Annotated in this window: 24 protein-coding genes; 14 read left to right on the plus strand and 10 right to left on the minus strand. The window is 72.0% G+C overall.

The window, feature by feature from the left end; genetic code table 11:
- Window positions 1–2,484 carry a DUF6185 family protein gene (locus tag ABZ857_RS39380; protein WP_357054392.1) on the minus strand — a complete coding sequence of 828 codons (2,484 nt, stop codon included), beginning with the start codon at window positions 2,482–2,484 and terminating at the stop codon, window positions 1–3.
- A 1,297-nt stretch (window positions 2,485–3,781) separates the two neighbouring features.
- Window positions 3,782–4,768, minus strand: a complete 987-nt coding sequence (locus ABZ857_RS39385) for a lytic murein transglycosylase (protein WP_357054395.1) — start codon at window positions 4,766–4,768, stop codon at window positions 3,782–3,784.
- Between the two features lie 153 nt (window positions 4,769–4,921).
- On the opposite strand from ABZ857_RS39385, the gene ABZ857_RS39390 reads away from it, so the two are divergent.
- The 4 genes from ABZ857_RS39390 to ABZ857_RS39405 all read left to right on the plus strand — a co-directional run bounded on the left by ABZ857_RS39390 (window position 4,922) and on the right by ABZ857_RS39405 (window position 8,092).
- Entirely contained in the window at window positions 4,922–6,061 is a 1,140-nt protein-coding gene (locus ABZ857_RS39390; RefSeq protein ID WP_357054398.1) for a ThiF family adenylyltransferase, read from the plus strand.
- A 101-nt stretch (window positions 6,062–6,162) separates the two neighbouring features.
- On the plus strand, window positions 6,163–6,288 hold the full coding sequence (locus ABZ857_RS39395) for a hypothetical protein (RefSeq protein ID WP_357054401.1): 126 nt from the start codon (window positions 6,163–6,165) through the stop codon (window positions 6,286–6,288).
- Between the two features lie 40 nt (window positions 6,289–6,328).
- Window positions 6,329–7,000, plus strand: coding sequence for a DUF6879 family protein (locus ABZ857_RS39400; RefSeq protein ID WP_357054404.1), 672 nt, complete (start codon window positions 6,329–6,331; stop codon window positions 6,998–7,000).
- 21 nt (window positions 7,001–7,021) lie between these two features.
- A complete protein-coding gene (locus ABZ857_RS39405; protein ID WP_357054407.1) occupies window positions 7,022–8,092 on the plus strand; it encodes a hypothetical protein in 1,071 nt (356 codons plus the stop codon).
- On the opposite strand, the gene ABZ857_RS39410 is transcribed toward ABZ857_RS39405, so the two are convergent.
- Entirely contained in the window at window positions 8,093–8,977 is an 885-nt protein-coding gene (locus tag ABZ857_RS39410; protein ID WP_357054410.1) for an NAD-dependent epimerase/dehydratase family protein, read from the minus strand.
- A 147-nt stretch (window positions 8,978–9,124) separates the two neighbouring features.
- Here ABZ857_RS39410 and ABZ857_RS39415 point away from each other — a divergent pair, with 147 nt between their 5' ends.
- The 4 genes from ABZ857_RS39415 (at window position 9,125) to ABZ857_RS39430 (ending at window position 11,699) form a co-directional block, all read left to right on the plus strand.
- Window positions 9,125–9,976, plus strand: a complete 852-nt coding sequence (locus ABZ857_RS39415) for a helix-turn-helix transcriptional regulator (RefSeq protein WP_357054413.1) — start codon at window positions 9,125–9,127, stop codon at window positions 9,974–9,976.
- A gap of 93 nt (window positions 9,977–10,069) precedes the next feature.
- A complete protein-coding gene (locus ABZ857_RS39420) occupies window positions 10,070–10,498 on the plus strand; it encodes a hypothetical protein (RefSeq protein ID WP_357054416.1) in 429 nt (142 codons plus the stop codon).
- Window positions 10,492–10,725, plus strand: a complete 234-nt coding sequence (locus ABZ857_RS39425; protein ID WP_357054419.1) for a helix-turn-helix transcriptional regulator — start codon at window positions 10,492–10,494, stop codon at window positions 10,723–10,725. Before ABZ857_RS39420 ends, ABZ857_RS39425 begins: the two co-directional genes overlap by 7 nt.
- The gene (locus ABZ857_RS39430) at window positions 10,722–11,699 is read left to right on the plus strand and encodes an NAD(P)-dependent alcohol dehydrogenase (RefSeq protein ID WP_357054422.1); all 978 of its coding nucleotides are present in this window, start codon (window positions 10,722–10,724) and stop codon (window positions 11,697–11,699) included. The genes ABZ857_RS39425 and ABZ857_RS39430 overlap by 4 nt, the downstream gene beginning before the upstream one ends.
- Before the next feature lie 5 nt (window positions 11,700–11,704).
- Here ABZ857_RS39430 and ABZ857_RS39435 read toward each other — a convergent pair whose 3' ends face one another.
- Window positions 11,705–12,106 carry a nuclear transport factor 2 family protein gene (locus ABZ857_RS39435; protein WP_357054425.1) on the minus strand — a complete coding sequence of 134 codons (402 nt, stop codon included), beginning with the start codon at window positions 12,104–12,106 and terminating at the stop codon, window positions 11,705–11,707.
- 109 nt (window positions 12,107–12,215) lie between these two features.
- Between ABZ857_RS39435 and ABZ857_RS39440 the strand changes: the two genes are divergently transcribed.
- Window positions 12,216–12,800, plus strand: a complete 585-nt coding sequence (locus tag ABZ857_RS39440; protein WP_357054428.1) for a TetR/AcrR family transcriptional regulator — start codon at window positions 12,216–12,218, stop codon at window positions 12,798–12,800.
- 47 nt (window positions 12,801–12,847) lie between these two features.
- Here the strand turns inward: ABZ857_RS39440 and ABZ857_RS39445 are convergent, their stop codons facing one another.
- On the minus strand, window positions 12,848–13,453 hold the full coding sequence (locus ABZ857_RS39445) for a hypothetical protein (RefSeq protein WP_357054430.1): 606 nt from the start codon (window positions 13,451–13,453) through the stop codon (window positions 12,848–12,850).
- Window positions 13,454–13,575: 122 nt separating this feature from the next.
- Here ABZ857_RS39445 and ABZ857_RS39450 point away from each other — a divergent pair, with 122 nt between their 5' ends.
- From ABZ857_RS39450 to ABZ857_RS39460, 3 genes are read left to right on the plus strand one after another with little or no spacing between them, the layout of a single operon-like run.
- Window positions 13,576–14,502, plus strand: a complete 927-nt coding sequence (locus ABZ857_RS39450; RefSeq protein WP_357054433.1) for an SPFH domain-containing protein — start codon at window positions 13,576–13,578, stop codon at window positions 14,500–14,502.
- A 22-nt stretch (window positions 14,503–14,524) separates the two neighbouring features.
- A complete protein-coding gene (locus ABZ857_RS39455) occupies window positions 14,525–14,767 on the plus strand; it encodes a hypothetical protein (RefSeq protein ID WP_357054436.1) in 243 nt (80 codons plus the stop codon).
- Between the two features lie 15 nt (window positions 14,768–14,782).
- On the plus strand, window positions 14,783–15,409 hold the full coding sequence (locus ABZ857_RS39460; protein ID WP_357054439.1) for a GPP34 family phosphoprotein: 627 nt from the start codon (window positions 14,783–14,785) through the stop codon (window positions 15,407–15,409).
- Window positions 15,410–15,447: 38 nt separating this feature from the next.
- Here the strand turns inward: ABZ857_RS39460 and ABZ857_RS39465 are convergent, their stop codons facing one another.
- The 3 genes from ABZ857_RS39465 to ABZ857_RS39475 all read right to left on the minus strand — a co-directional run bounded on the left by ABZ857_RS39465 (window position 15,448) and on the right by ABZ857_RS39475 (window position 17,324).
- On the minus strand, window positions 15,448–16,056 hold the full coding sequence (locus ABZ857_RS39465; RefSeq protein WP_357054442.1) for an HNH endonuclease family protein: 609 nt from the start codon (window positions 16,054–16,056) through the stop codon (window positions 15,448–15,450).
- 192 nt (window positions 16,057–16,248) lie between these two features.
- Window positions 16,249–16,953 (minus strand): hypothetical protein, encoded by a 705-nt coding sequence (locus ABZ857_RS39470; protein ID WP_357054445.1) that lies wholly within the window; start codon window positions 16,951–16,953, stop codon window positions 16,249–16,251.
- Window positions 16,950–17,324: a hypothetical protein gene (locus ABZ857_RS39475; RefSeq protein WP_357054448.1), complete on the minus strand. Its 375-nt coding sequence runs from the start codon at window positions 17,322–17,324 to the stop codon at window positions 16,950–16,952. Before ABZ857_RS39475 ends, ABZ857_RS39470 begins: the two co-directional genes overlap by 4 nt.
- Before the next feature lie 182 nt (window positions 17,325–17,506).
- Here ABZ857_RS39475 and ABZ857_RS39480 point away from each other — a divergent pair, with 182 nt between their 5' ends.
- Window positions 17,507–18,175 carry a response regulator transcription factor gene (locus ABZ857_RS39480; RefSeq protein ID WP_357054451.1) on the plus strand — a complete coding sequence of 223 codons (669 nt, stop codon included), beginning with the start codon at window positions 17,507–17,509 and terminating at the stop codon, window positions 18,173–18,175.
- Window positions 18,168–20,222 carry a GAF domain-containing sensor histidine kinase gene (locus ABZ857_RS39485; RefSeq protein WP_357054454.1) on the plus strand — a complete coding sequence of 685 codons (2,055 nt, stop codon included), beginning with the start codon at window positions 18,168–18,170 and terminating at the stop codon, window positions 20,220–20,222. Before ABZ857_RS39480 ends, ABZ857_RS39485 begins: the two co-directional genes overlap by 8 nt.
- Window positions 20,223–20,267: 45 nt before the next feature.
- On the opposite strand, the gene ABZ857_RS39490 is transcribed toward ABZ857_RS39485, so the two are convergent.
- Entirely contained in the window at window positions 20,268–20,852 is a 585-nt protein-coding gene (locus tag ABZ857_RS39490) for a hypothetical protein (protein WP_357054457.1), read from the minus strand.
- Window positions 20,849–21,490 carry a hypothetical protein gene (locus tag ABZ857_RS39495; protein ID WP_357054460.1) on the minus strand — a complete coding sequence of 214 codons (642 nt, stop codon included), beginning with the start codon at window positions 21,488–21,490 and terminating at the stop codon, window positions 20,849–20,851. The genes ABZ857_RS39490 and ABZ857_RS39495 overlap by 4 nt, the downstream gene beginning before the upstream one ends.
- Between the last annotated feature and the right edge of the window lie 178 nt (window positions 21,491–21,668).

The raw sequence follows: 21,668 nt of genomic DNA on the forward strand, positions 1-21,668 counted from the left end.
CTACCTGTCCACGCGCCCGAGGAGCACCTGCGCGTCGGCGGGAAGCGACCCCTGGGCGGAGGTGTCCACCTGCGAGGTGATGTCGATGCCGTTCCTGAGCTGGCTCCAGAGGCCGAGGACGGCCGCCGCCTGCGCGACGATGAGCGCGATCCCGCTGCCGGCCGTGCCGAGCCGGTAGACGACGGCCACGGGGGTGAGGCGCGAGGCGAGACCACCCGGGCGGGTCTGGAGGGTGCGCGCGTCCATGAGGACGGCGACGACGGTGAGGACCAGGAACAGCAGCAGGACCCGCACGAGCGAGCCGCGCACGGGGGCCTGGCCGATGACGTTGTTCAGCACGGCATGGGCCCCCGTCGCCGCGGCGTACGCCAGGACCGGCACGACGCCCTTGAGATAGCCGCGCCTGCCGGGCAGGCGGCGCCACAGCGCGCCCAGCACGAACCCCGCCACCGGCCAGATCAGCAGCCCGCCGATCAGGTCGCCGGCCAGGCCGTAGAAGCCGTTGGGGTCGCGGAGCCGGTCGAGCCAGCCGTCGTGTCCCCGGCTGTCGGTGCTCCAGGTGGCCCAGATGAGGAACACGGCGGCGGGCGCGCCCACGTAGGACGCGTACCGGGCGGCGAGCCTCGCGTTCGCCCACCACGTCACACCCGGGCCGCGCGACAGCGCCACATCGAGCGGGCTGAGCCCGTCCTCCCTGTCGGGATCGAGGCCGATCTCCGTCCGGAGCCGGCGGATGCGGTCGACGACCGGCCCGTTCTCCCTGGTGTGTTCCGCGTCGTCGATCTCCCCCGCCGCCCAGCGCCGGCGCAGCCCCTTCTCCCTCTCCTCCAGGTCCCGGTACTCGTCCACGATCATCGCGAGCCGGCGGCGTGACACGCCCGGGTCGGCGACCTCGGCCCGTCGCGTGAGCCGCAGCAGCAGGGGCAGCGCGGCCAGCCCCACAAGCCCGGCGAGCGGGAAGGGCATCCCCGCGTACGTGTTGAGCCACCTGATCGTGCCCACGACGAACAGGAACACCAGGAGCCATACGGTGGACGGCCCGACGGAGTCCGTACGCCGCCCGTGCAGGCGCAGCAGCAGAAGAAGCAGGAGCACCACCAGCGGCCACATCAGGTACGCGAGGCCGCGCAGGAGGAAGAAGGGCGACGTCGCCGCCTGCGGCAGGACGCCCGTGCGCAGTCCGGTGACGGCCGCGTGGGCCACGTACGCCAGGGTCAGCAGCGCGAGGCCGGGGACGCTCCAGCACAGCAGGACGCGCACGGCCCGCGGCGTCCTGCCCCGCACGCGGGCGGCGCGGGCCGCGATCGCCCACGCCGCCCCGGTGAGTAGCAGCGCCGTGGCGACGGCCGGCGCGACCCCCATGGGCCCCGGCTCGTCGGCGTGAACGTATCGGGCGGCCAGGAGCGCCAGCCCGCCGGTGACGGCGAGCACCGCTGCGACGAGCACGGGACCACCCCGCCTGAGACCGGTGCGCGACAGCCCCCACACCGCCAGGCAGAGCGGTGCCGCCACGACGAGGATCGCCAGCGTGTCGAGCACACCGAGCAGGCCTGCCATGAAGAACGTGCCGGTCAGCGCGCCGGCGAGCAGCACGGTCTCCGCCGCTGTGATCACCGCGAGGGCGCCGAGGGTGATCCTGACGAGCACGCGCTCGTCCCGGTCGGCCGAACGCCGACGGAGCAGCGCGAGCAGCCCGGCCAGCAGCAGGTAGGGCAGCGCGAAGCCCAGGTAGGTCGCGACCGTGAGCACGTTCTGCCCCCGCAGTCCCGTCCAGCGCTGGAACGCCGCCCGCGCGGACAACGGCAGGGCGACCTCGACGCGCGGCGGGACGGCACCGTCCCGCCAGACATAGGTGCCGCCGGGGAGCACCTCCGACGGCAGGGGCGTCACGCCGCGCACTTCGGACCCCGGCAGCTTGACGACCACGGTCCGCCAGCGTGCTCCGGCCAGCCCGGACGGCAGGCCCGTGGGCGGGGGCAGCAGCGCGACGAAACGGGTCCCGCCGGACGCACGGCTCGACCACAGCCCGGCGGACTCCGCGCCCCACGGGGTGTCGTACAGCTCCAGCCGGGTCTCCTGGGTGCTCTGGACCACGACTTCGGCGCCGTCGGCCGACATCGTGACGCTCGGGGTGCCGCCGTCCGGCAGCAGGCAGCCGGCGGCGCTCCGGTCGCCGAGCAGGGCCGTGGCCCCCGGCCAGTCGCGGGGCACGCCGACCCGTGTCGTGCTCGTCATCACGGGAGTGTCGTGGCCGCGTTCCACGACGGTCACGGACGTCTCCACCCAGGAGGAGCGCGGAGGCCCGAACCCGCAGGCCACCTCGTCCGCGAGCGCCGGACGCGGGCCCAGGGCCGCCGCGCAGACGAGCACCGCGCAGACGAGCACCACCACACCGGGGACCACGCCTTTGAAGCTCTTCAGGACCACGGCTTCGATCCGCGCCGCACCGGGCTCCGTCCCCACACCACTCGTCAGCCGCCACACCGCCGACCTCCCTCCGCGATCGACTCCCAAAGGATGAGTCGCGTGGAAAGCGGCGTTGGTTACGGCGCGACCTCACTTCGCGTCGTGCAGGATCGCCTCCTCGGCGGAACCGGACGGGCCCACCTGGTGCCCCAACTTTCCGGGGAACGATGAGTTGCCTGGTTTGCGTGGGGTAGGGCCGGCTGTGCCGACTTATCACGCGCCAGATGCTGTTCACACCGGCCTCTATGGCCGGGCCCAGATGGCGAGTGACCTCAGTCGAACCGCGGGCCATGAGCCGCCGCAGCGAACGGTCCTCATCTGATCGGCTGCGAGCCCAGTCGTCATGCCGTGTGGTCCATGCCGCAAGGCCGTGCGACGGTGCAGTGTCGCCATGGCCAGGTCGAGCGAGCGGCTGCGTGTCGGCGAGCGAAGGGAGATCTCTCCGATGACCGATTCCGAACACAGCTCGTTATCGAGCAACCCGTTGGACAGGCGAACACGGCGGAAGGTCCGCCACCGCTGTCTGCTTCGGGCGACTACGGCATTGGTGGTCGCCTCAGGCGTGGGCCTGGCCGTGGAGGTCCCCTCTGCGATCCAGCCCGCACCCGCCGCGCCGGGACACGCGATGGCCCTCCGCGCCGGGCAGAGCGAACTTCAAGAAGGGGACGAGACCCTCAACAGCCGGACCGGCACCGTGACGTCGGTTCAGAGCGGCTCCATCTCGATCAGCGGCAACGGCACGACCCAGACCTACGTGATCGACGGGACGACCCGAGTCTGTATGGACTCCAAGAAACTGGAGGACATCGCGACGGGTGACAAAGTCCGGGTGATCAGCACCCGGGACAACCCGCCGAAGGCGGTAGTCATCCTCGGCGCCGGCGCGGAATCGATCCCGCCGCAGCAAGGACCGGCAGTCCCACCGGGCGGGGTGCCGCCGGCTCCCGGTGGTGGCGTCACGCCGAGCCCGGGCCCCAGCGTCACGCCGAGCCCGAGCCCCAGCGTCACGCCGAGCCCGCAGAAGACCCCGAAGAAGACGCCGAGCCCGGGGCATACGACCCCGTACCGGAGGCCCCCCGAGCAACAGGGCCCCCAACAGAGGCCCCCGGGGCAACAGGGCCCCCAACAGAGGCCGCCCGAGCAACAGCGTCCCCATCAGGGGCCATCGGGCTGATGTCATCCGTCGCGTGGCGTGTGCGGAGCGCGGGCGGGCGGTCCGCTTCCACCGGACCGCTCGCCCGGCCCGCGCGGGTGCCGAACCTTCGTCCTCGGACGCCTGCGGACCAGAAACGCTTCGGCCGGCCCGGTGTGCGGGTCAGGGGCCGGTCAGGCGACGTTCGCCCTTCGTGGTGATCACGTAGACCTGCCAGGTGTAGTAGGCGTAGTAGTTCCTGATGTCCTGTTTCATCTGACGCGCATGCAGCAGGACCGCGTCGACGTACGCCTGGGAGTGGTTGTAGGCGTACAGCGCGCGCCGGTAGTCGCGGGGCGCGCCCGACGCGTGGAGGTAGTTGGCCGCGGCGAGCAGGGCGTCGCGGGTGTCGTTGATGTCGCCGCCCATGCCGTACGCCTTCCAGGTGCCCGGCATGAACTGCATCGGCCCCTTGGCGCCCACGTAGCTCGGCGAGCGCACCCGGCCGAACTTGGTCTCGACGAGCATCACCGCCGCCAGCACCTCCCACTCGACGCCGAACCGGCGCTCGGCGCGCCGGAAGTCGGCGAGCAGGGCGTCGGCGGGCTCCGGCGACTCGACCTTGATCTTGATGGGCCCGCTGACGGGATGGGCGAGGGAGAGCAGGTCGCGGATGGCCGTCACGTTGTCCCGGGCCCGCGCGGCCGCCTCCTTCGGCAGCCTGCCGTACGTGCGGGACGCGACCTTGGGATTGCGGGCGAGATAGCGGTAGACGCGCTGCTCGTACAGGGACAGCAGGACCACCGGCTCGGGCGCCTCTCCCTTCGCGGGGTCACCCGTACGCCTCCAGTCGTCGATCGCGTCGCGCAGCCGCCCCGCCGTACGGGTGAGGGCGTCGGCCAGGCGCTCGGGGTCCTTGGGGATCGCCTCGTCCGGCGCGGGGAGGTCCCGTGCGGACGGCTCGGGCGTCGGCCCCTCCGGGCTCGCGGAGGGGCGTCCCGGCGCGGGCGCGGTCACGCTCCCGAGAGGAGCGGCCGAGGGAGCGACCGAGGCGGCCTCGCCCACTGAGCCCCCGCAGCCCGAGAGCGGGACGACCACGGCGGCGAGCGCGGCGGCCAGCACCGTACGGCGCGGCGTCGGCGTTGAGATCACGGCAGGCTGATCGTTCATCGTCCCCAACGTATGCCCAGCGGTGACGTTCCATGCCCTCTTCGCGTCGAAGCGGCGCCGGCGAGGCGGGAACGTTTTACGGCCGACCCCTTTTCTCCCTCCCGCACAATTCGGTGTTGACTCGCCCAGTTATGGCACAGTAATCGTCATCAGGTGCGACTGCCCCGCGTGAAATTCGAGCACCGGCCCCACCGGTACGAGGACGGCACCATTCGCATCGGCGGTGAGATTTACGGGATCGCCGCCGAAATCGCGGACCCGTACGGCTGGGTGTGGACGGCCCTCACTCTGATGGACGGCACCCGTTCTCGCGACGAGATCGCCGAGCGGCTGCGCCTGGCCCATCCGGAGCTGCCGGACGCCGCGTCGATCGTCGATCAACTGGTCGCCACCCGATACGTGGAGGACGCCGCGGCGGTGCCGCCCGCCGGGCTGAGCGAGCGCGAACTCGACCGCTACAGCAGGAACCACGCGTTCTTCCGCGCGGTCGACGCCATGCCGCGCGCCCACGGCTGGGAGACCCAGCTCCGGCTGAAGGCCGCGCGGGTCGTGGTGCTCGGCCTGGGCGGCACGGGCGGCCACGCGGCCTGGGCGCTCGCCGCCGTCGGCGTCGGCACGATCCACTGTGTCGATCCCGACCTGGTCGAGCTGTCCAACCTCAACCGCCAGGTGCTCTACGGCGAGTGCGACGTCGGGCGGCCGAAGGCGGAGGCGGCCGTGGCGCGGCTCAGGACCGTCAACTCCGACGTCTTCGTCACCGGCGAACGCCGCCACATCGGCAGCAGGCGCGAGCTGGACGACCTGATCGCGGGCTACGACGCGCTCGCCCTCTGCGCGGACCGGCCGAGCGGGCACCGCATCAGGGTGTGGGCCAACCGCGCCTGCGCCGCAGCGGACATCCCCTGGGCCGGCGGCGGATACAGCGGGCCGCTGGTCACCGTGGGGTGTTTCGCACCGGGAGCGGGCGCCTGCTACGAGTGCCTCAGCAGCGGCGAGGAGGCGCGGCGCCGCCCCGGCACACCGGTGGACCTCGGGGGGCCCGGCGTGATCGCCACCTCGGCGGGCGTGTCCGGCCAGCTCGTCGCCCACGCGTTGCTGGGGCTGCTGACCGGCGTGCCCGTGCCGCCCGTCGGCACCATCCAGGGGGTCAACCTGATCGCCGCGGACCACCACGTGTGGGTCCGGCATCCGCCGCGTCCCGGCTGCCCGGTGTGCGGGACGCGGGCCCGCTCCCAGGCCGGCGGACCGGAGCACAATTCGTCGCGGCGAATGACCGAAACAGAGGCCGGCTGAATGAATGACGAAAGCCTTGACTCTCTGCGATCAATGGACGAATCATGAACGGGTTCTCGCGAGAACATCCATGTCCCCTCCCCTCCAGAGAGAGGAACCGGATGAACACGAACGAGCTCGAGATCGAACCCGTCGACGAGGCCGCCGTGCCGCCGAAGACGAAGATCGTCATCCGGCTGCTCGACAAGATCGAGACCACGACCAGCAGCAACAGCGTCGGCAACTGACGAAGCGCCAGCACCATCTCCGGAGCCCAGGGAGGGAAGGGTGGCAAACGCCGGCACCATCTTCGACGACATACGGCAGGCCGAGGCGCGGGTCCTGTCCCCCGACGCCTACCAGGCCGAGTTCACCGAGGAGTTCGAGCGGGCCTCGGAAGGGGTGTGGAAGCTCGAACGCGCCCAGGAGTTCTTCGAGCCCGACGTGGCGAGCTGGCGGGCGATGATGGCCGGCGACTGGGAAGGGTCGCTCGCCATGCTGGAGGAGCTGCGGGAGTTCCTCCTCGACTACTACCGGACCCGGCCCGAGGCCCGCCGGGTCCGCATCGTGGAGACGCCGCTCACCCCCTACCTCCAGTGGGAGCTCCACGTCCTGGCCGTACGGGCGACGGCGGGCGAGCGCCCCCGGGTGCTGCACGCGGACGCGGTGCGGGAGCTGGAGCACACCGCGCCGCTGCCCGAGATCGTCGTGCTGGGCCCCGCGCTGCTCTACGAGGTGCTGTACGACGAGGTCGGCGCCCACGTGGGCGCCCGGCGGATCACCGATCCCGGCCTCGTCGCCCCCTGCCTGAGCGCGATCAAGGAACTCTACGGCCGGGGAGAGGACGTGCGGGCGTACGTCGAGCGGGAGGTCGCCCCGCTGCCGCCGCCCGTGATCTCCGACCGGACGCGCGGCCTCCTGCCCGGCTACTCCCACCACACCGGGACCTTCCGCCCCTGACCCCGCGTCTGGAGGCCCACGTTGGGGGATGCGACAGTGGTCCGGCTGCGCGCCCTCGCGTTCCGGCGGGACGGCTCCCAGTGGATCGTCGGCCGCCCGGACGGGGACCGGTTCGTCGCCGTGCCGCAGGAGGGGATGCGGGCCATCAGGCTGCTGTCGGCGGGCGCCACGGTCGAGGAGGCGGAACGGCGACTGCGCGCCGAGACCGGCGCCGATCTCGACGTCCGCGACTTCGTCCGCGCCCTGGGCGAGCTGGGCTTCCTGGAGGAGCCGGGCGGGCCTGCCACCCCCGCGGGGCCGCCGGCCTTTCCCTGGCTGCGCCCCCGGCACGTGCGGTGGACGCTGCACCCGCTGCTCCACCTGCTGGTCGCCGGCCTGATCGCCGCCGGCGTCGCGACGGCGGTCGTGCGGCGGGGGACGCTGCCGGGCTGGCGCGACCTGCTGTGGAGCGAGCGCGGATCGCTCGTGCTCGCCTCGCAGATCGCCGTCGGCTGGGCGCTGATCCTCCTGCACGAGATGGCCCACCTGTCGACCGCCAGGGCCGCCGGGGTGCCGGACAGGATCAGGCTCGGCATCCGGCTGCAGTTCCTGGCCGTCCAGACCGAGGTGTCCGGGGTGTGGCTGGCCGGGCGGCGCGTCCGCCTGACGGTCTACCTCGCCGGGATGGCGACGGACGCGGCGGCCTGTTCCGCCGCGCTCCTCCTGACCGCCGTCCTGGGGCGCCATCCCGCGCTGTCGCTGGTCGCGCTGACCTCGCTCGGCATGCCGGCCACGCAGTTCCTCGTGTTCATGCGCACCGACGTCTACTTCCTGCTGCAGGACCTGACCGGGTGCCGCAACATGTACGGCGACGCCTCCGCCTACGCCCGCCACCTGGCGCTGCGGCTGCTGCGCCGCCCCTCCCCCGATCCGCTCGCCGACCTGCCGCGCCGGGAGCGCCGCAGCCTCAGGGCGTACGCGGTGCTGCTGGTCGCGGGCACCGCGGCCTGCCTGGCGGTGGCGTTCACCGTGACGCTGCCGGCGACGCTGACGTTGCTGTGGGCGTGGTGGCGCAGGCACGGCCCCCGCGTACGGCGCCGCCTGCGCCGTTGATCAGGACTGTGCGTAGGAGCCGGTCGTCAGCTCCTCCAGCAGTCCGGGCGCCACGGGGTTCCAGCCGAACAGCCGCCGCGCCCGTGACGCGTCGAGCGGCGCCGAACGGGTGAGCGTAGCGGCGAGCGGCCCCATCGCGGCGACCGCCTGCTCCAGCGTCAGCGACACGGCCTGGGCGCCGGTCAGCTCGGCGACGGTCTCGGCGAGCCGCCGGAACGGGGTCCGCTCGGCCGAGGCGGCGTTGACGACGGTCCCGGGCTCACGGCGCTCGACCGCGGCCACGTACAGCGCGGCGAGGTCGTCGACGTGCACCGACGACCACTCGTTGGCGCCGTCGCCGATGTAGGGCACCGTCCCGTTCTGCCTGCCGGCGCCGATGAGCCCCTGGAGCAGGCCCGACCCGCCGCGCCCGTAGACCAGCGCCGCCCGGATCACCATGCCCGCCACGTGGCCGGCTTCCAGAACCTGCCGCTCGCCGAGGACCTTGTACGGCTGCGGCGACGCCTCGGGGGTGACGGGGTGGTCCTCGTCCACCGTGGCGCCCTGCCGGTCGGGGTAGACCAGGCCGGTGCTGGTGTAGACGAACGCGCCGCCGTCGTTCAGCCCGCCCAGCAGCGCCGCGAGGGCGTCGCGTTCGATGTCGCCCATCTCAGGATCGGCGTAGTCCACGGCGGTGTGGACCACGGCCTCGGCCGCCGCGGCCGCGCCGCGCAGGACGTCGAGGTCCCGCAGGCTGCCGGGCACCGCCTTGGCCCCCAGCCCTTCGACCCGCTCACGCGCCTTGTCCGAGCGGGCCAGGGCGACCACCTCGTGGCCGGCCCTGACGAGGTGCTCGGCCACGACTCCGCCGACGTAGCCGCTCGCACCCGTGATGAGAATCCGCATGATCGTATGCCTTCCGTGAGGTCCGTGACCGGCGCTCGCCGGTCCGTGCCAACCCCACCGTCGCCCCGGGCCGTCCCGCACAACCAGGGACCAGGAGTCCATGGCTGCGGGGTCCGTGCGTTCGATTTCCGACGTACGGTCACAGGCATGGACAAGCTTGGCCTGGCGAAGTTCCTGCGCGGCAAGCGTGAGCAGGTCACCCCCGCCGACGTCGGCCTGCCCGAGGGACGCCGCCGCCGCACCCCCGGGCTGCGGCGCGAGGAGGTCGCCCAGCTCGCGTACATCTCGGTGGACCACTACACGCGGCTGGAGCAGGCGCGGGGCCGGCACCCGTCACGGCGCGTGCTCGACGGCATCGCCCGCGCCCTGCGCCTGTCGGACCAGGAACGGGCCCACCTGTTCCACCTGGCCGGGGAGCGGGAGGACGGCCACGCCGCCGAGCCCGCACGCGAGGTGCGGCCGAGCACGATGAACCTGGTCAACCGGCTGACCGACGCCGCCGCGATCGTCGTGGACGACACCTGCCGCGTGCTGGCCTGGAACCCGCTGGCGGCGGCCCTGTTCGAGGACTTCTCCGCACTCGCGGGCGAGGAGCGCAACGTCATCCGGCGCTACTTCCTGCACCCCGACCCCGAGCGGCGGCACTACGGCATGGGCAGCCCGGAGCGGTTCGTCGTCACGGCGGTCAGCTACCTACGCGTCGCCGTCACCCGTTATCCCGAGAGCCGTGAGCTGAAGAACCTGGTCGAGGAGCTGCTGGCCGGGAGCGAGGACTTCGCCCGCCTGTGGAACTCCCAGCGGTTCCACATCGAGCGCCACCTGCGCCAGACCGTGCGGCACCCGCGCGTCGGGCCGATCGAGCTGGACTTCGACGTGCTGACCGTGCCCGACCAGGAGCAGCAGGTGGTCATCTTCACCGCCGAGCCCGGGTCCCCGGCCTACGAGTCCCTCCGGTTCCTCAAGGTCATCGGCGCCGAGCAGGTGTCCGCCGACGTCTGACCGTCCGGCCGATGTAAAAGATTCTGTACACGAGGTCAAAGATTCGCTACCTTTGTGATGTCAAAGATTTTGTACATCGGGAAGGTATCGATCATGACTCACGTGGAGAAGCGCGCCTGGATCAGGCTCGTCGTCGCCGTGCTCGCCTACGCCGCGTACGTCGTCGCCGTGCTCAGACGGGCGGACGGAGGCCCGTTACCCGACGTGCCGTACACCGCCGCCCTCCTGTGGTCGGTCGGCGGAGCCGTCGCCGCGTCGATCGTGGCCGAGATCGGGATGTCGATCGTCAACCCCCGGGCCTCGCGGGTCGCCGACGTCCGCGACCGGGAGATCGGGCGGCTCGGCGACCACACCGGTCAGGCGTTCGTCGTCATCGGCGCGCTCGCGGCGATGCTCATGGCCATGGCCGGGTGGGACCGGTTCTGGATCGCGAACGTGGTCTACCTGTGCTTCGTGCTGTCGGCGGTCCTCGGCGGAATAACCAAGATCATCGTCTATCGCAGGAGCCTTCCGGAGTGGTGAAGCCCACACGCGTGACGAACCGCATCCGCGCGCTGCGGTTCGCCCACGACGAGATGACCCAGGCCGAGCTCGCCGAACGCATCGGCGTGACCAGGCAGACCCTCATCGCCATCGAACAGGGGCGATACTCGCCGTCTCTGGAGATGGCGTTCAGGATCGCCCGGGTGTTCGGTGTTCCGCTCGACGACGTGTTCCAGTACCCCGACCTTCCGGAAGGAACGCCGTGAAAGCCATCGTCCAGGACGCGTACGGCCCGGCCGACGTGCTCCGCCTGCGCGACGTCGACCGCCCCTCGATCGGCGACGAGGAGGTGCTCGTCGAGGTCCGCGCCGCCGCGGTGGATCCCGGCGTGTGGGTCCTCATGACCGGCCGTCCGTACCTCATGCGCCTCGCGGGCTTCGGGCTGCGCCGGCCCAAGGTCGCGGTCCGGGGCCGTGACGTGGCCGGGGTGGTGGCGGCCGTCGGCGCCCGCGTGACCCGATTCCAGCAGGGCCAGGAGGTGTACGGCACCTGCGAGAGCGGCTCGTTCGCGGAGTACGCGAGCGCGCGGCAGGGACGCCTCGCGCCGAAGCCGGCCGGTCTCACATTCGAGCAGGCCGCCGCGGTGCCGGTCTCCGGCATGACCGCGCTGCAGGCCGTCCGCGACGTCGCCCGCGTCCGGCCGGGACAGCGGGCGCTGGTCATCGGCGCGGCGGGGGGCGTGGGGTCGTTCGCCGTGCAGATCGCCAAGGCGTACGGCGCGCGCGTCACCGGCGTGTGCTCGGCGGCGAAGGCCGGGCTCGTCCGATCGCTCGGCGTCGACGACGTCATCGACTACGCCCGCGAGGAGATCGACCGGGACGGGCCACGTTACGACGTCGTCGTCGACACCGCCGGCAACCGGCCGCTGTCCCTGCTGCGCCGCGCCCTGACCCCGCGCGGGACGCTGGTCATCGTCGGCGGCGGGCACACGGCATACCGCTTCACCGGGGGCATGGGACGCACGTTCCGGGCGCCACTGCTGTCGATGTTCGTCGGTCAGCGGCTGCGCCCGGTGATGAGCAGGGAGCGCGCCGAGCACCTGGAGGAGCTCACGCGGCTCATCGAGTCGGGCGCCGTCACCCCCCTGATCGACCGCGCCTATCCCCTGAGCGAAGCGCCCGACGCTATCCGCCACCTCACCGAAGGACACCCCGCCGGCAAGGTCGTCGTCACGATGTGACCCCCTCAGCGAGTCAGGGGGATCCGGCGGGCCCGGACCACGCGGTGGCTGATCCGCCAGCCCTGGTCGCCACACACGAGCGCGTCCTCGTAGGTCACGCTGCCCGTGGTCCCGTCCACGTTGACCCCGATGCCCTTCGACACAGCCCTCGCCCGGCCGCCGGCCACGTCCGTGACGACGATGTTGGTGACGTGATGCGCGACGGGGTTCGCCTCGCCCAGGGCGAGCGCGGCGTCGCGCAGCGCCGCGAGCCCGACGATCACCCCACCACCGAGATCGCCGACGTCGTAGACCACGTCGGGCACGAACACCTCGTGCAGTGCGTCGAAGTCGCCGCTGTCTGTCAGGTGACCGTGCAGGTTGATCAGGTCCGTGATGGCCGTGCGGTCATCGGGAGTCAAGGGCATGTGTCTTCCACCATTCCTCAAACTGGGGAGTTCCCCGTTTCGAGCTGTTACCGTAAACGGGGAACTCCCCAGATAGCAAGGGATCGGATGACAAGGGAAGGGAGCGCGGATGACGTCGAGTGGTTCCGAGCCCGCACCGCCCGGCCGTACGCGCAGAGCGGACGCCTCACGCAACGCCGCGCTGCTGCTCGCCGCCGCGCGCGAGCTCATCGACAGTTCAGGGCCCGACGTCGCGTTGGACGAGGTGGCGCGGCGCGCCGGCGTCGGCAACGCGACCCTGTATCGGCACTTCCCCACGCGGGCCGAGCTGCTCGTCGCCGTGTATGCGGACGAGGTGGCGGAGTTGTGCCGTCAGGGCGCCGACCTGCTGGCGGATCCGTCTCCGGCCGACGCGCTCTTCTCCTGGCTCGACGCGTTCGTCGTGCACGTCGCGACGAAGCGGCCGCTCGCCCTCACGGCCACGGAGGGCCCCACCGGCCGTCGTAGCGCGTTGTTCGACCAGTGGCACACGTCGATCCACACCACCGCGTCGCGCCTGCTTGAGCGAGCACAGGCCGCCGGTGCCGTACGTCCCGGACTCACCGTAACCGACCTGCTGGCCCTCGTCGGCGGCGCGGCGCTCACCGGAACCGACGTGGCCCACGCCCGGCGGCTCACCGCGCTCCTGCGCGGCGGCCTGGAGACCGACGCCTGAGGGCAACGCCGCGTGCCGCACGCCCAGGTCCGGCACGCGGCGTGCGGTCAGCTCCAGGTCGCGCCCTTGAGCACCTTCGACAGCCCCGGCGTGTTCCAGACGTCGATGATCAGAATCTTGGACGAGGGCAGGAACCATTCCCGTGCCGTGAAGCTCTTCGTCCGGCGGCCGCCGTTGTTCGTCACGCACTCGTTGGGCCAGGCGACGTACTTCGCCTTGTGACCCTTCCCGATCTGGAACAGACCTCTCGCGCCGGCCTTGTCCCCGGTGTTCCAGCCGGTCTTGGCGTCGAACGGGCAGGGCACCAGGCCACTGAAGGGATACCACTGGTACTTGCCCGTGTAGGTGAAGGAGCCACCCCCGACCGGCACGTCGGTGAACGCCTTGGGGCCGAGCACCCAGAACGACCGGCAGTTCGTGGCGAAGGCTTCCGGCCGCTTGCACGCGCCGGTCGTCACCACGACCTCGTCCCCCTTGCGGTGCACCTTCCAGCTTGCCGGGATCCTCAGGTTCATCCCGCGGAAGGCGAAGGTCTTGGAACCCGAAGCCGACGAGCCGGAGATGGTGGTCAGGGCTTCCGCGGAGGCAGCGGCGGGAGCGGCGAGGACGGCCAGCCCCGCGAGCGCGGCCACGGCGACAGATCGCTTTCTCATGGCGGGAAGCTATCGATCCCCACTTGGGAACGACTGAGGGCTCGGTTGCGGCCCAGGTCCTCGGGGTCTGGCAAAAAGTGATATCACTTTGCTAGTCTCGTGCTAGACACCGAGGAGAAGACATGACTGACCTGCAGATCGCCGTCGACATGCCGGCCCCCCAGACCCACGAGCGCGCGGCGCGAGCGGCCTCGGGGTGGCCGATGCTGATCCTGGGCCTGCTGGGCCTGCTGAGCCCGGCCGCGCTGATCCCGATCGGAGCCGGCCTCGCGGCCGACGGCAGCGGCGGCCCCGGAGCCGCCCTGATCGCCGTCGGGGCGCTGCTCTTCCTGGCGGCCCTCGTCGTCCTGACCGGGCTCACCGCGGTCGCCCCCGGTGAGGCGCGGGTGATCCAGTTGCTCGGCCGCTACGTGGGCACGGTCCGCACGCCCGGCCTCCGGTTCGTGGTGCCCTTCACGCAGAAGCGCCGGGTCTCGACCCGGATCCGCAACCACGAGACCGACGTCGCCAAGGTCAACGACGCCGACGGCAACCCGATCGAGATGGCCGCCGTGGTGGTGTGGCAGGTCGAGGACACGGCGAAGGCCGTCTTCGAAGTCGACGACTTCGTGGAGTTCGTCGCCTTCCAGACCGAGACCGCGGTCCGTCACATCGCCGGCAGCTACCCGTACGACGGGCACGACGACATGCTGTCACTGCGTCAGAACGCGGACGAGATCACCGGCCGCCTGACGGCCGAGATCCAGGCCCGGGTGGCGTCGGCGGGAGTCAGCGTCATCGAGTCGCGCATCACCCGCCTGGCGTACGCTCCCGAGATCGCACAGGCGATGCTGCGCCGCCAGCAGGCCGGAGCGGTCGTCGCGGCCCGCCAGCGGATCGTGGACGGCGCCGTCGGCATGGTCGAGGCCGCCCTGGCCCGCCTGGACGAGCACGACGTGATCGAGCTCGACGAGGAGCGCAAGGCCACCATGGTCAGCAACCTGCTCGTCGTCCTGTGCGGCGACCGCGACGTGCAGCCCGTGGTGAACACCGGCTCTCTGTACCACTAGGCCGTAGGCGACCGAGCAGATTGTGGCGACCGAGAGAAAGAGCATCCTGTTGCGGCTGGACCCGGCGGTGCACGACGCGCTGGCCCGCTGGGCCGGTGACGAGCTGCGCAGCACCAACGCCCAGATCGAGTTCCTGCTGCGCCGGGCGCTGTCGGAGGCGGGACGGCTCCCGGGCAACGCCGGCCGCATCCCCCGGCGCGGCCGGCCCGCCAAGAAGGAGTCCCCGCCTCCGGAAGCTCCCACCGCCGACCCACCCGACGACTGAGAGGAAGGCAGTCCCGTGGAGATCCCCGGCTCCCTGCCGGCCCAGCTCTACCTGCTGGCCTACGACCCCCGCAAGGAGCGGGTGGTCACGAACTACCGCTTCCCCTACCTGCTGCGCGCGGCCGCGCTCACCGATCTGCTACTCGCCGGCCGGATCGCCGACGACGGGGGCAAGGTGCGCGTGGTGTCGGAGGACCGGCTCGCCGACCCGGTCCTCGACGGCCTGCTGCACCAGATCGCCCAGTCGAGGCCCTGGCCGTGGCGGCACTGGATCAGCAAGGACGGCCGCGCGACGGTCCGGGCGGTCCGCGACGAACTGGAGACGGGACGCTGGGTCAGGGTGGAGCTGCGCCAGCCGTTCCTGATCTTCAACAGGAGCCACGTACGCGTACGCGACACGCGTGTGGTGAAACGGCTCACGACGCAGGTCACCGCCGCTCTCAACGGCCCGGTCTCCCGGGTGGGGGATCGGGAGGCGGCCCTTGTCGGCCTGGCCGCCGCGGGAGAGCTCGGGACGATCCTCCCGCGAGCCAGACGACGGGCCCACAAGCAGCGCATCGCCCTGCTGGCCGAACGCGGCGGCCCGGCGGCGCCGGCCCTCCGCAAGGTCATCCAGCAGGCCCGCGCCGCGAGCGGCGGCTGACCTCGGGGCAGGCCCGCGGCCGGCGCCGCCAGGTCCGTTCACCTGCCGCAGGTGCGGAGCATGTTGAGCAGGGCGACCTTCTCCGCACGGGTCACGAGGAGCCTGTAGTGGTGCTTCACCGTGATCCACGAGGTCGCGTAGCGGCACCAGTAGGCACGACGCGGCGGACGCCAGCTCTGCGGTCCCTGGCCTCCCTTGGCCATGTTGACGGAGTGGCTCACCACGACCAGCTCGGGGCGGCTGAGGTCGTTGGCGAACGCGCGCCGCTTCGCCTGGCTCCATCTCTTGGCGCCGGAGCGCCAGGCGTACGCCAGGGGAACGACGTGGTCGACGTCGACCTGCTTCACGCTCTTCAGCACCTTGCCGTCGTACGGGCTGCGCCAGACGCCCTTCACGGTCTGGCACGCGGCGTTCCTCCGTACGCCCCGCCCCTGGCGGGCGAGAACCGTCTCCCGCGCGTCGCACTCCCCCTTGTGGTGCGCCCATCGCGGTTGGAACCGCCGATGGCTGTAGCCGCGAATCGACAACGGCTTGGCGACCTTCAGCTGCGCCAGCATGCGGCGGGCCGACGCCCCGGCATCGGCCTGCGCGCGGGTGGCGGCCGCGGCCTGCGGGGCGATCGCGACAGTGGTGATCGGGAGGACCACAAGGGAGAGTACGGCGGCTCGGAGAGTACGGCTTGCGAAGATCATGGTTCCAGCCATACCAGTCTCTCCCCACCGCCCGTGACGATATGCGAGGCACGGAGCGGGCATCTCTCGTCGACCAGCTCGCTCACAGAGCCCGCGACCGCGCTCACAGCCCGGCTCGTCCGGATCGGCGAGCCGCCGCGCTCCCCCTCAGACCGCCGGCGGGGCTACGACGGCAGGCGGCTCCCACTCGTCGTTCGGGGTACGCAGGAGCCGTACGCCGAGAAAGGCCATACCGAGCGCGGTGAGCCCCCAGGCGACGAGGTCCAGCCACGCGCTGGTGAGGACGATCGCCACGAGGTGCAGGGGCTGCGAGATCGTCAGCAGGACCGCCACCACCGGCGGGGTGAGCCTGGCCCGGATGGCGAGGACGCCGAGCAGCACCGTACCGGCGATGTGGCCGATCACGAAGACGAGGACCGGAATCATGGTCAGGACGAGGATCTCGTCGCTCAGCCGGGTCACGGCCGACGGCTCCATGCCGATGTCGTGTCCCGCGAGGACCGCGAAGTCGCCGGCGCCGAGCACCGTCATGCCGAGGTAGCCGGGGATCAGGAAGGCCGCCGCCCAGGAGGCCAGCGTGGGACGGTGCCGCCGGCCCAGGCGCAGCGCGGCGTACGCGCCGGGCAGCAGGGTGAAAAGCGCCGGGAGACCGAGGAGGACCACGAGTCGCTGCGGGCCGGGATCTGCGGCGATCTCCGCACCGATGTCGCCGGACCCTCCGGGGATGACGAACCGGATCACGGCCACGCAGGCCGGTCCGACCGGCATGAGGATCGCGGAGACCACACGGCCGAGGGTCCGCGGGTCGCGCCGGGTCCGCGGCGGCGCGCCCGCGAGCACCGGGCCGCTCATCGCACCGCCCTCGTCCCGGCCAGCAGGAGCACGGCCACGACCAGAGACAGCACGATCCCGGACGCGGCGGCCACGACCCACCCGGCGGGAAGGCCGGGGAGGAAGAAGGCGGGCACCGCGGTCAGCGCGGCGAGCACGCGTGCCACGATGACGACGTTGCGGGCCCACGTCGCGCCTGCCCACGCGAACGGAGTGGCCGCCAGCGACAGCAGCCCGAGCACGACGACCGCGAGCGGAACGACGGGATCGTCGGCGAACTGCGGAATCGACGTGACGATGTCGCCGATGGCGAGCACTCCCGCCAGGACGAGACCGACGCGGGTGAGAACGGAAGCGCGGCGCGAGACCGTGCCGGGGGATGGGGTGGACATGCCGCTTCTCCTCTGACGACGTGGAATACGGGAGATCGATCCGCCTGCCAATGTCGCCCCGGCGGGCACCGCGGCACATGAGGCGCCCGCCCCTGCCTCGGCTCCGGACCCGGGAAGATTCCCGGGAGGGATAGGGCTACGCCCCCACTGCGATCGCCGCTGCCCGCCCCATAATCGAGGTCATGACGTCTCCGACGGCGCGCGAGCACGCGGCGATCCGGGTGCTGCTGGCCGACGACCACCCCGTCGTACGGCGTGGCCTGGCCGAGTTGCTGGGCACCCTGACAGGCGTGGAGGTCGTCGGCCAGGCGGGCACCGGCCACGAGGCGTTGCGCGAGGTGGCCCTGCACCGGCCCGATGTCGTCGTGATGGATCTGCGCATGCCAGTGCTGGACGGCGTGGAGGCGACCCGCCGCATCGTTCGCGACCACCCCGCCACCGCCGTGCTGGTGTTGACCATGTTCGACGAGGACACCCTGATCGCTGAGGCGCTGCGCGCCGGCGCCCGCGGATATCTGCTGAAGACGGCGGAGCAGGAGGAACTGGAACGCGCCATCCGTGCCGTGGCGGCGGGGGATGCGATCTTCTCCAGTTCCGTCGCGGGCCGTGTGCTCAAGCAGGTCGCGGCGGCTCGCGACGTCTCCGTGCTTCCGCATCTGTCCCCCCGCGAGCGGGAGGTGCTCGATCTCATGGCCACGGGAGCGACGAACGGGGCGATCGCGCAGCGGCTGAACCTGTCGCCGAAGACCGTCGGCAACCACATTTCGGCGATCTTCCTCAAGCTGGGCGTGTCCACCCGGGGAGAGGCGATAGTGATCGCCAAAGACGCCGGGCTGGGACGCCGTGAGTGACCGGAGCCGGTTCTCACCGGCAGCGGCGGGACCCACCCGCCGTACGCGGCTGAAGGTGGTCATCGCGGTCGCGTCCGGCATCGCGCTCGTCTTCACGGCCGCCGGGTTCGGCCTCGCCGCCGGTGTCGGATGGCGGACCTTCGTCGACTCCTACACGCTCACCAATCTCGTCATCGGGACGGGCTTCCTCGCGTCGGGCGCGACCATCGCGTGGTTCCACGGCGGCCGCAACATCATCGGCGTGCTGTTCGTCGTGTGCGGGCTCGGCCATCTGACGACGGCCGCGGCGGGGATGGCCTGCTGGTACGCCGTCGGCGTGCCCTGGCCTGACCCGGTCCTGCGCACGCTGGTGACCGTGTTCACGGGGGCGTGGCAGCTCGGCATCGTCGGGCTGTTCCCGTTGGCTCTGCTCGTCTTCCCCGACGGCAGGCTGCCGGCCAGGCGCTGGCGCCCACTGGGCTGGCTCATCGTCGTCAGCGGCACCTATCAGATGGTGACCGGGCTGCTCTCCGGCGCGCCGCTGGCCGCATCCCCGCGGGCCACGTCGATCCTGTCCGTCGACCTGGTCGTCCCCGGCCCGATCGACGCCGCGGCGTCCCTGGCCAACGCCGCGCTCTGGGTGCTGGTGGTCTCTTCCCTCGTCGTCCGTTATCGCCGCGGCGACGAACGCACCCGGCGGCAGCTGCTCTGGCTGATCCTCGCCCTGATGGCCATGCTCGTGCTCAACGCCCAGCGTTGGATCACCGGTGACGGGCCGATCCTGTTCCTGCTGTCGTTCGTGCTCGTGCCGGTCGCGATTGGGATCGCGATCGTGCGGTACGAGTTGTTCGACATCCGGCTCGTGTTGTCCAGGGCGTTGCTGTACGGCCTGGTCCTGTCGGTGATCATCGCGGTCTACGCCGGACTCGTCGCCGGCTTCTCCCTGCTCGTTCCGGATGACGCGCGACGTGGTGTGTCGATCATGGCGGCGATCGTGGTGGCGATCGGATTCACTCCGCTGCGGCTGCTGCTCCAGGGGGTGATCGAGCGCGCGTTCTACGGCACGCGGTCCGATCCGGCCGGCACCGCGCGGCGCGCCGGCGAGCGCCTGCGCCACGACGACCTTACCGGTGTGCTCGAACGCACACGCGCGGCGCTGCGCCTGCCATGGCTCGCCCTCCGTGAACCCGACGGCACCGGCCTCGCCGCCGCCGGAGAGCCGACGGACTCCCCGGCCGTCGAGATTCCGCTCAGCTACCGCGGCGACCTCGCCGGAACCCTCGTCGTCGGGTTGCGGCGCGGCGAATCGCACCTGCACGACGACGACCGGCACACGCTCGACCTCATCGGAACGCCCCTCGCCGTCGCGTTGCACGCCATCGCGCTACGCGAGCAGGTCCAGCGCGCCCGGACCGCGACCGTCGAAGCCGGCGCGGTCGAACGGGTGCGCCTGCAACGCGAGCTTCACGACGGCCTCGGTCCGACCCTGACCAGCATCGCCTTCCGCGCGGACGCGGCGTTCAACGTGCTGCGGTCCGACGCCGCCGAGGCGGAGCGTCTGCTCGGAGAGGTCCGCGGCGACCTGCGCGACGCGATCGACTCCGTACGGCGCGTCGTCTACGGGCTACGCCCCATCGAACTCGACGACTTGGGCCTCGTCGGCGCACTGGCGCGGAAGGCGGCCACGCTGTCCGGCGGGGCCGGTCACGGCGTCGCCGTGAAGGTCGAGGCGCACGAGCGGCTTCCCGAACTGTCTCCCGCCGTCGAGCTCGCGGCCTACCGCATCGCCAACGAAGCTCTCGCCAACGTCGTGCGGCATTCCGGCGCCCGCCGCTGCCTGGTCACCGTTTCCGCCGGCGGCGACCTCGTCCTGACCGTCAGGGACGACGGCGATCCGCCGCCCTCCTGGCGTCCCGGAGTGGGACTGCGGTCCATGGCGGACCGTGCGGAGGAAGTCGGCGGGACCGCCACCGCCGGGCCGGCCGGCGACGGCTGGGAGGTCGTCGCGCGACTACCGCTGCACCCGGTGGGTCTGCCGCGGCCCCCGGGGCGCCCCGGGTCGCGGTAGCCGTCGTCATGCTCGACGACCCTCTGCCGGGTGTCGCGGACGCCTTCAGCGCCGGGCGTACAGGCCCTTGCGCCGGACGAGGACGAGCCACGCCGCGAGGGCGACGATCGCGACGAGAACGATGATGCCGATCTTGAGTGGCATCCCCGTCGTGTCTTCGTCGTCCGCCACGCTCGCCATCGCCGCGGCCTTGTCCTGTGCGGCGGGCGCCGTCGCCTGGCCCGGTGCGGGTCCGATCGCCGCCACGGGCGATGCGGCGATGTCTCCCGCCTTCACCTTCGCCGTCGCGTGCGCCTTGGCGGGCTCGGTCGCGGTCACGGTGACCTTCCAGTCGCCACTCGGCAGCGGCTCGGCGGAGTGGTAGAGGTTCTGGCCCTCGGGGGCCGACCTGAGCGGCACCGGCCCGAAGGACCTGCCGTCGGCCGAGGTGGCGACCAGCGTCGCCTCGAGGATCTCCGTGACGGGATGGCCGTCCTTCTTGTACGTCACCAGCACGTTGACGTTGTCGGCGCCGTCCCCGGTCACCTCCAGTTCGATCGGTCCGCCGTGCGCGGAGGCCGCCGGCGCGCCGAGCATCAGCACGAGCCCGGCCAGCAACGCGGTGAGGACGTATGTCAGTGCCTTGTTCACGAGTCGTGCTGCCCTTCATGTTCGTCGTGGTGCCCTTCGGGCTCGGAGTCGGGGGTGAGCGCCCCTTCGCCGGGTGATGTCGGCAGGAACACGTGCTGGTGGCCGTAGCCCGCGTCGATGTTCACCGCGTCGAGGGCGGTGGCTCCGACCGACCAGGTGAAGAGCGCCTCGGCGCGTTGCCGCACGACCAGGTCCATCGCGGCGGTGCGGGTCTGCCCGGCGAGATCCCGCGCGGCCGCGTAGGTGTCGACGGTCGTGGCGATCTGCCGTACGGCGGAGGCGAGACTCGACCTCGCCACGTTGGTGGCGGTCTCACCGGACGGCGGGTCGGCGAAGCCTTCGACGGCCGCGGCGGCCGCCTTCCGCCAGCTCTCGACGTCGGCGGCGGTCACCACGGCCGGCCCCGCGGTGCCGCCGGCGGGCAGGGCCCGGCCCAGCCCGTCGAGCACGGGGACGAGCCGGTCCCGCGTGGTGCGGGCCAGCTCGGTCAGGGTCTTGATCTGCGTCTTGTCCCGGAGGGCGGACTCGGCGCGGAGCCGGTCGGCCATCTGCTCGATCGAGCTCGGCCGGGTCACCTCGAACACGACACCGCCGGCGACGATCGCGCCGAGCGCGAACGCGGCCGTGATGGCGAGCACGAGGCCCCGAATCGGACGCCGGGCCGGCGTCGGTTGCCTGGGTCGGTTGATGGTCCCCACCTCCTGGGGGCGGATGTCGACGACGCTCCGGTGCTCATGCTCCGAGAGGCGTGCCTCGGCCGCTGAGGATGATCATCTTCTCGATGCGCCTGCGGCGCCGGACACCGGTCACCCGGAT

Origin of the sequence: Microbispora sp. NPDC046933 (assembly GCF_040644635.1) — a bacterium.
Classification (GTDB): Bacteria; Actinomycetota; Actinomycetes; order Streptosporangiales; family Streptosporangiaceae; genus Microbispora.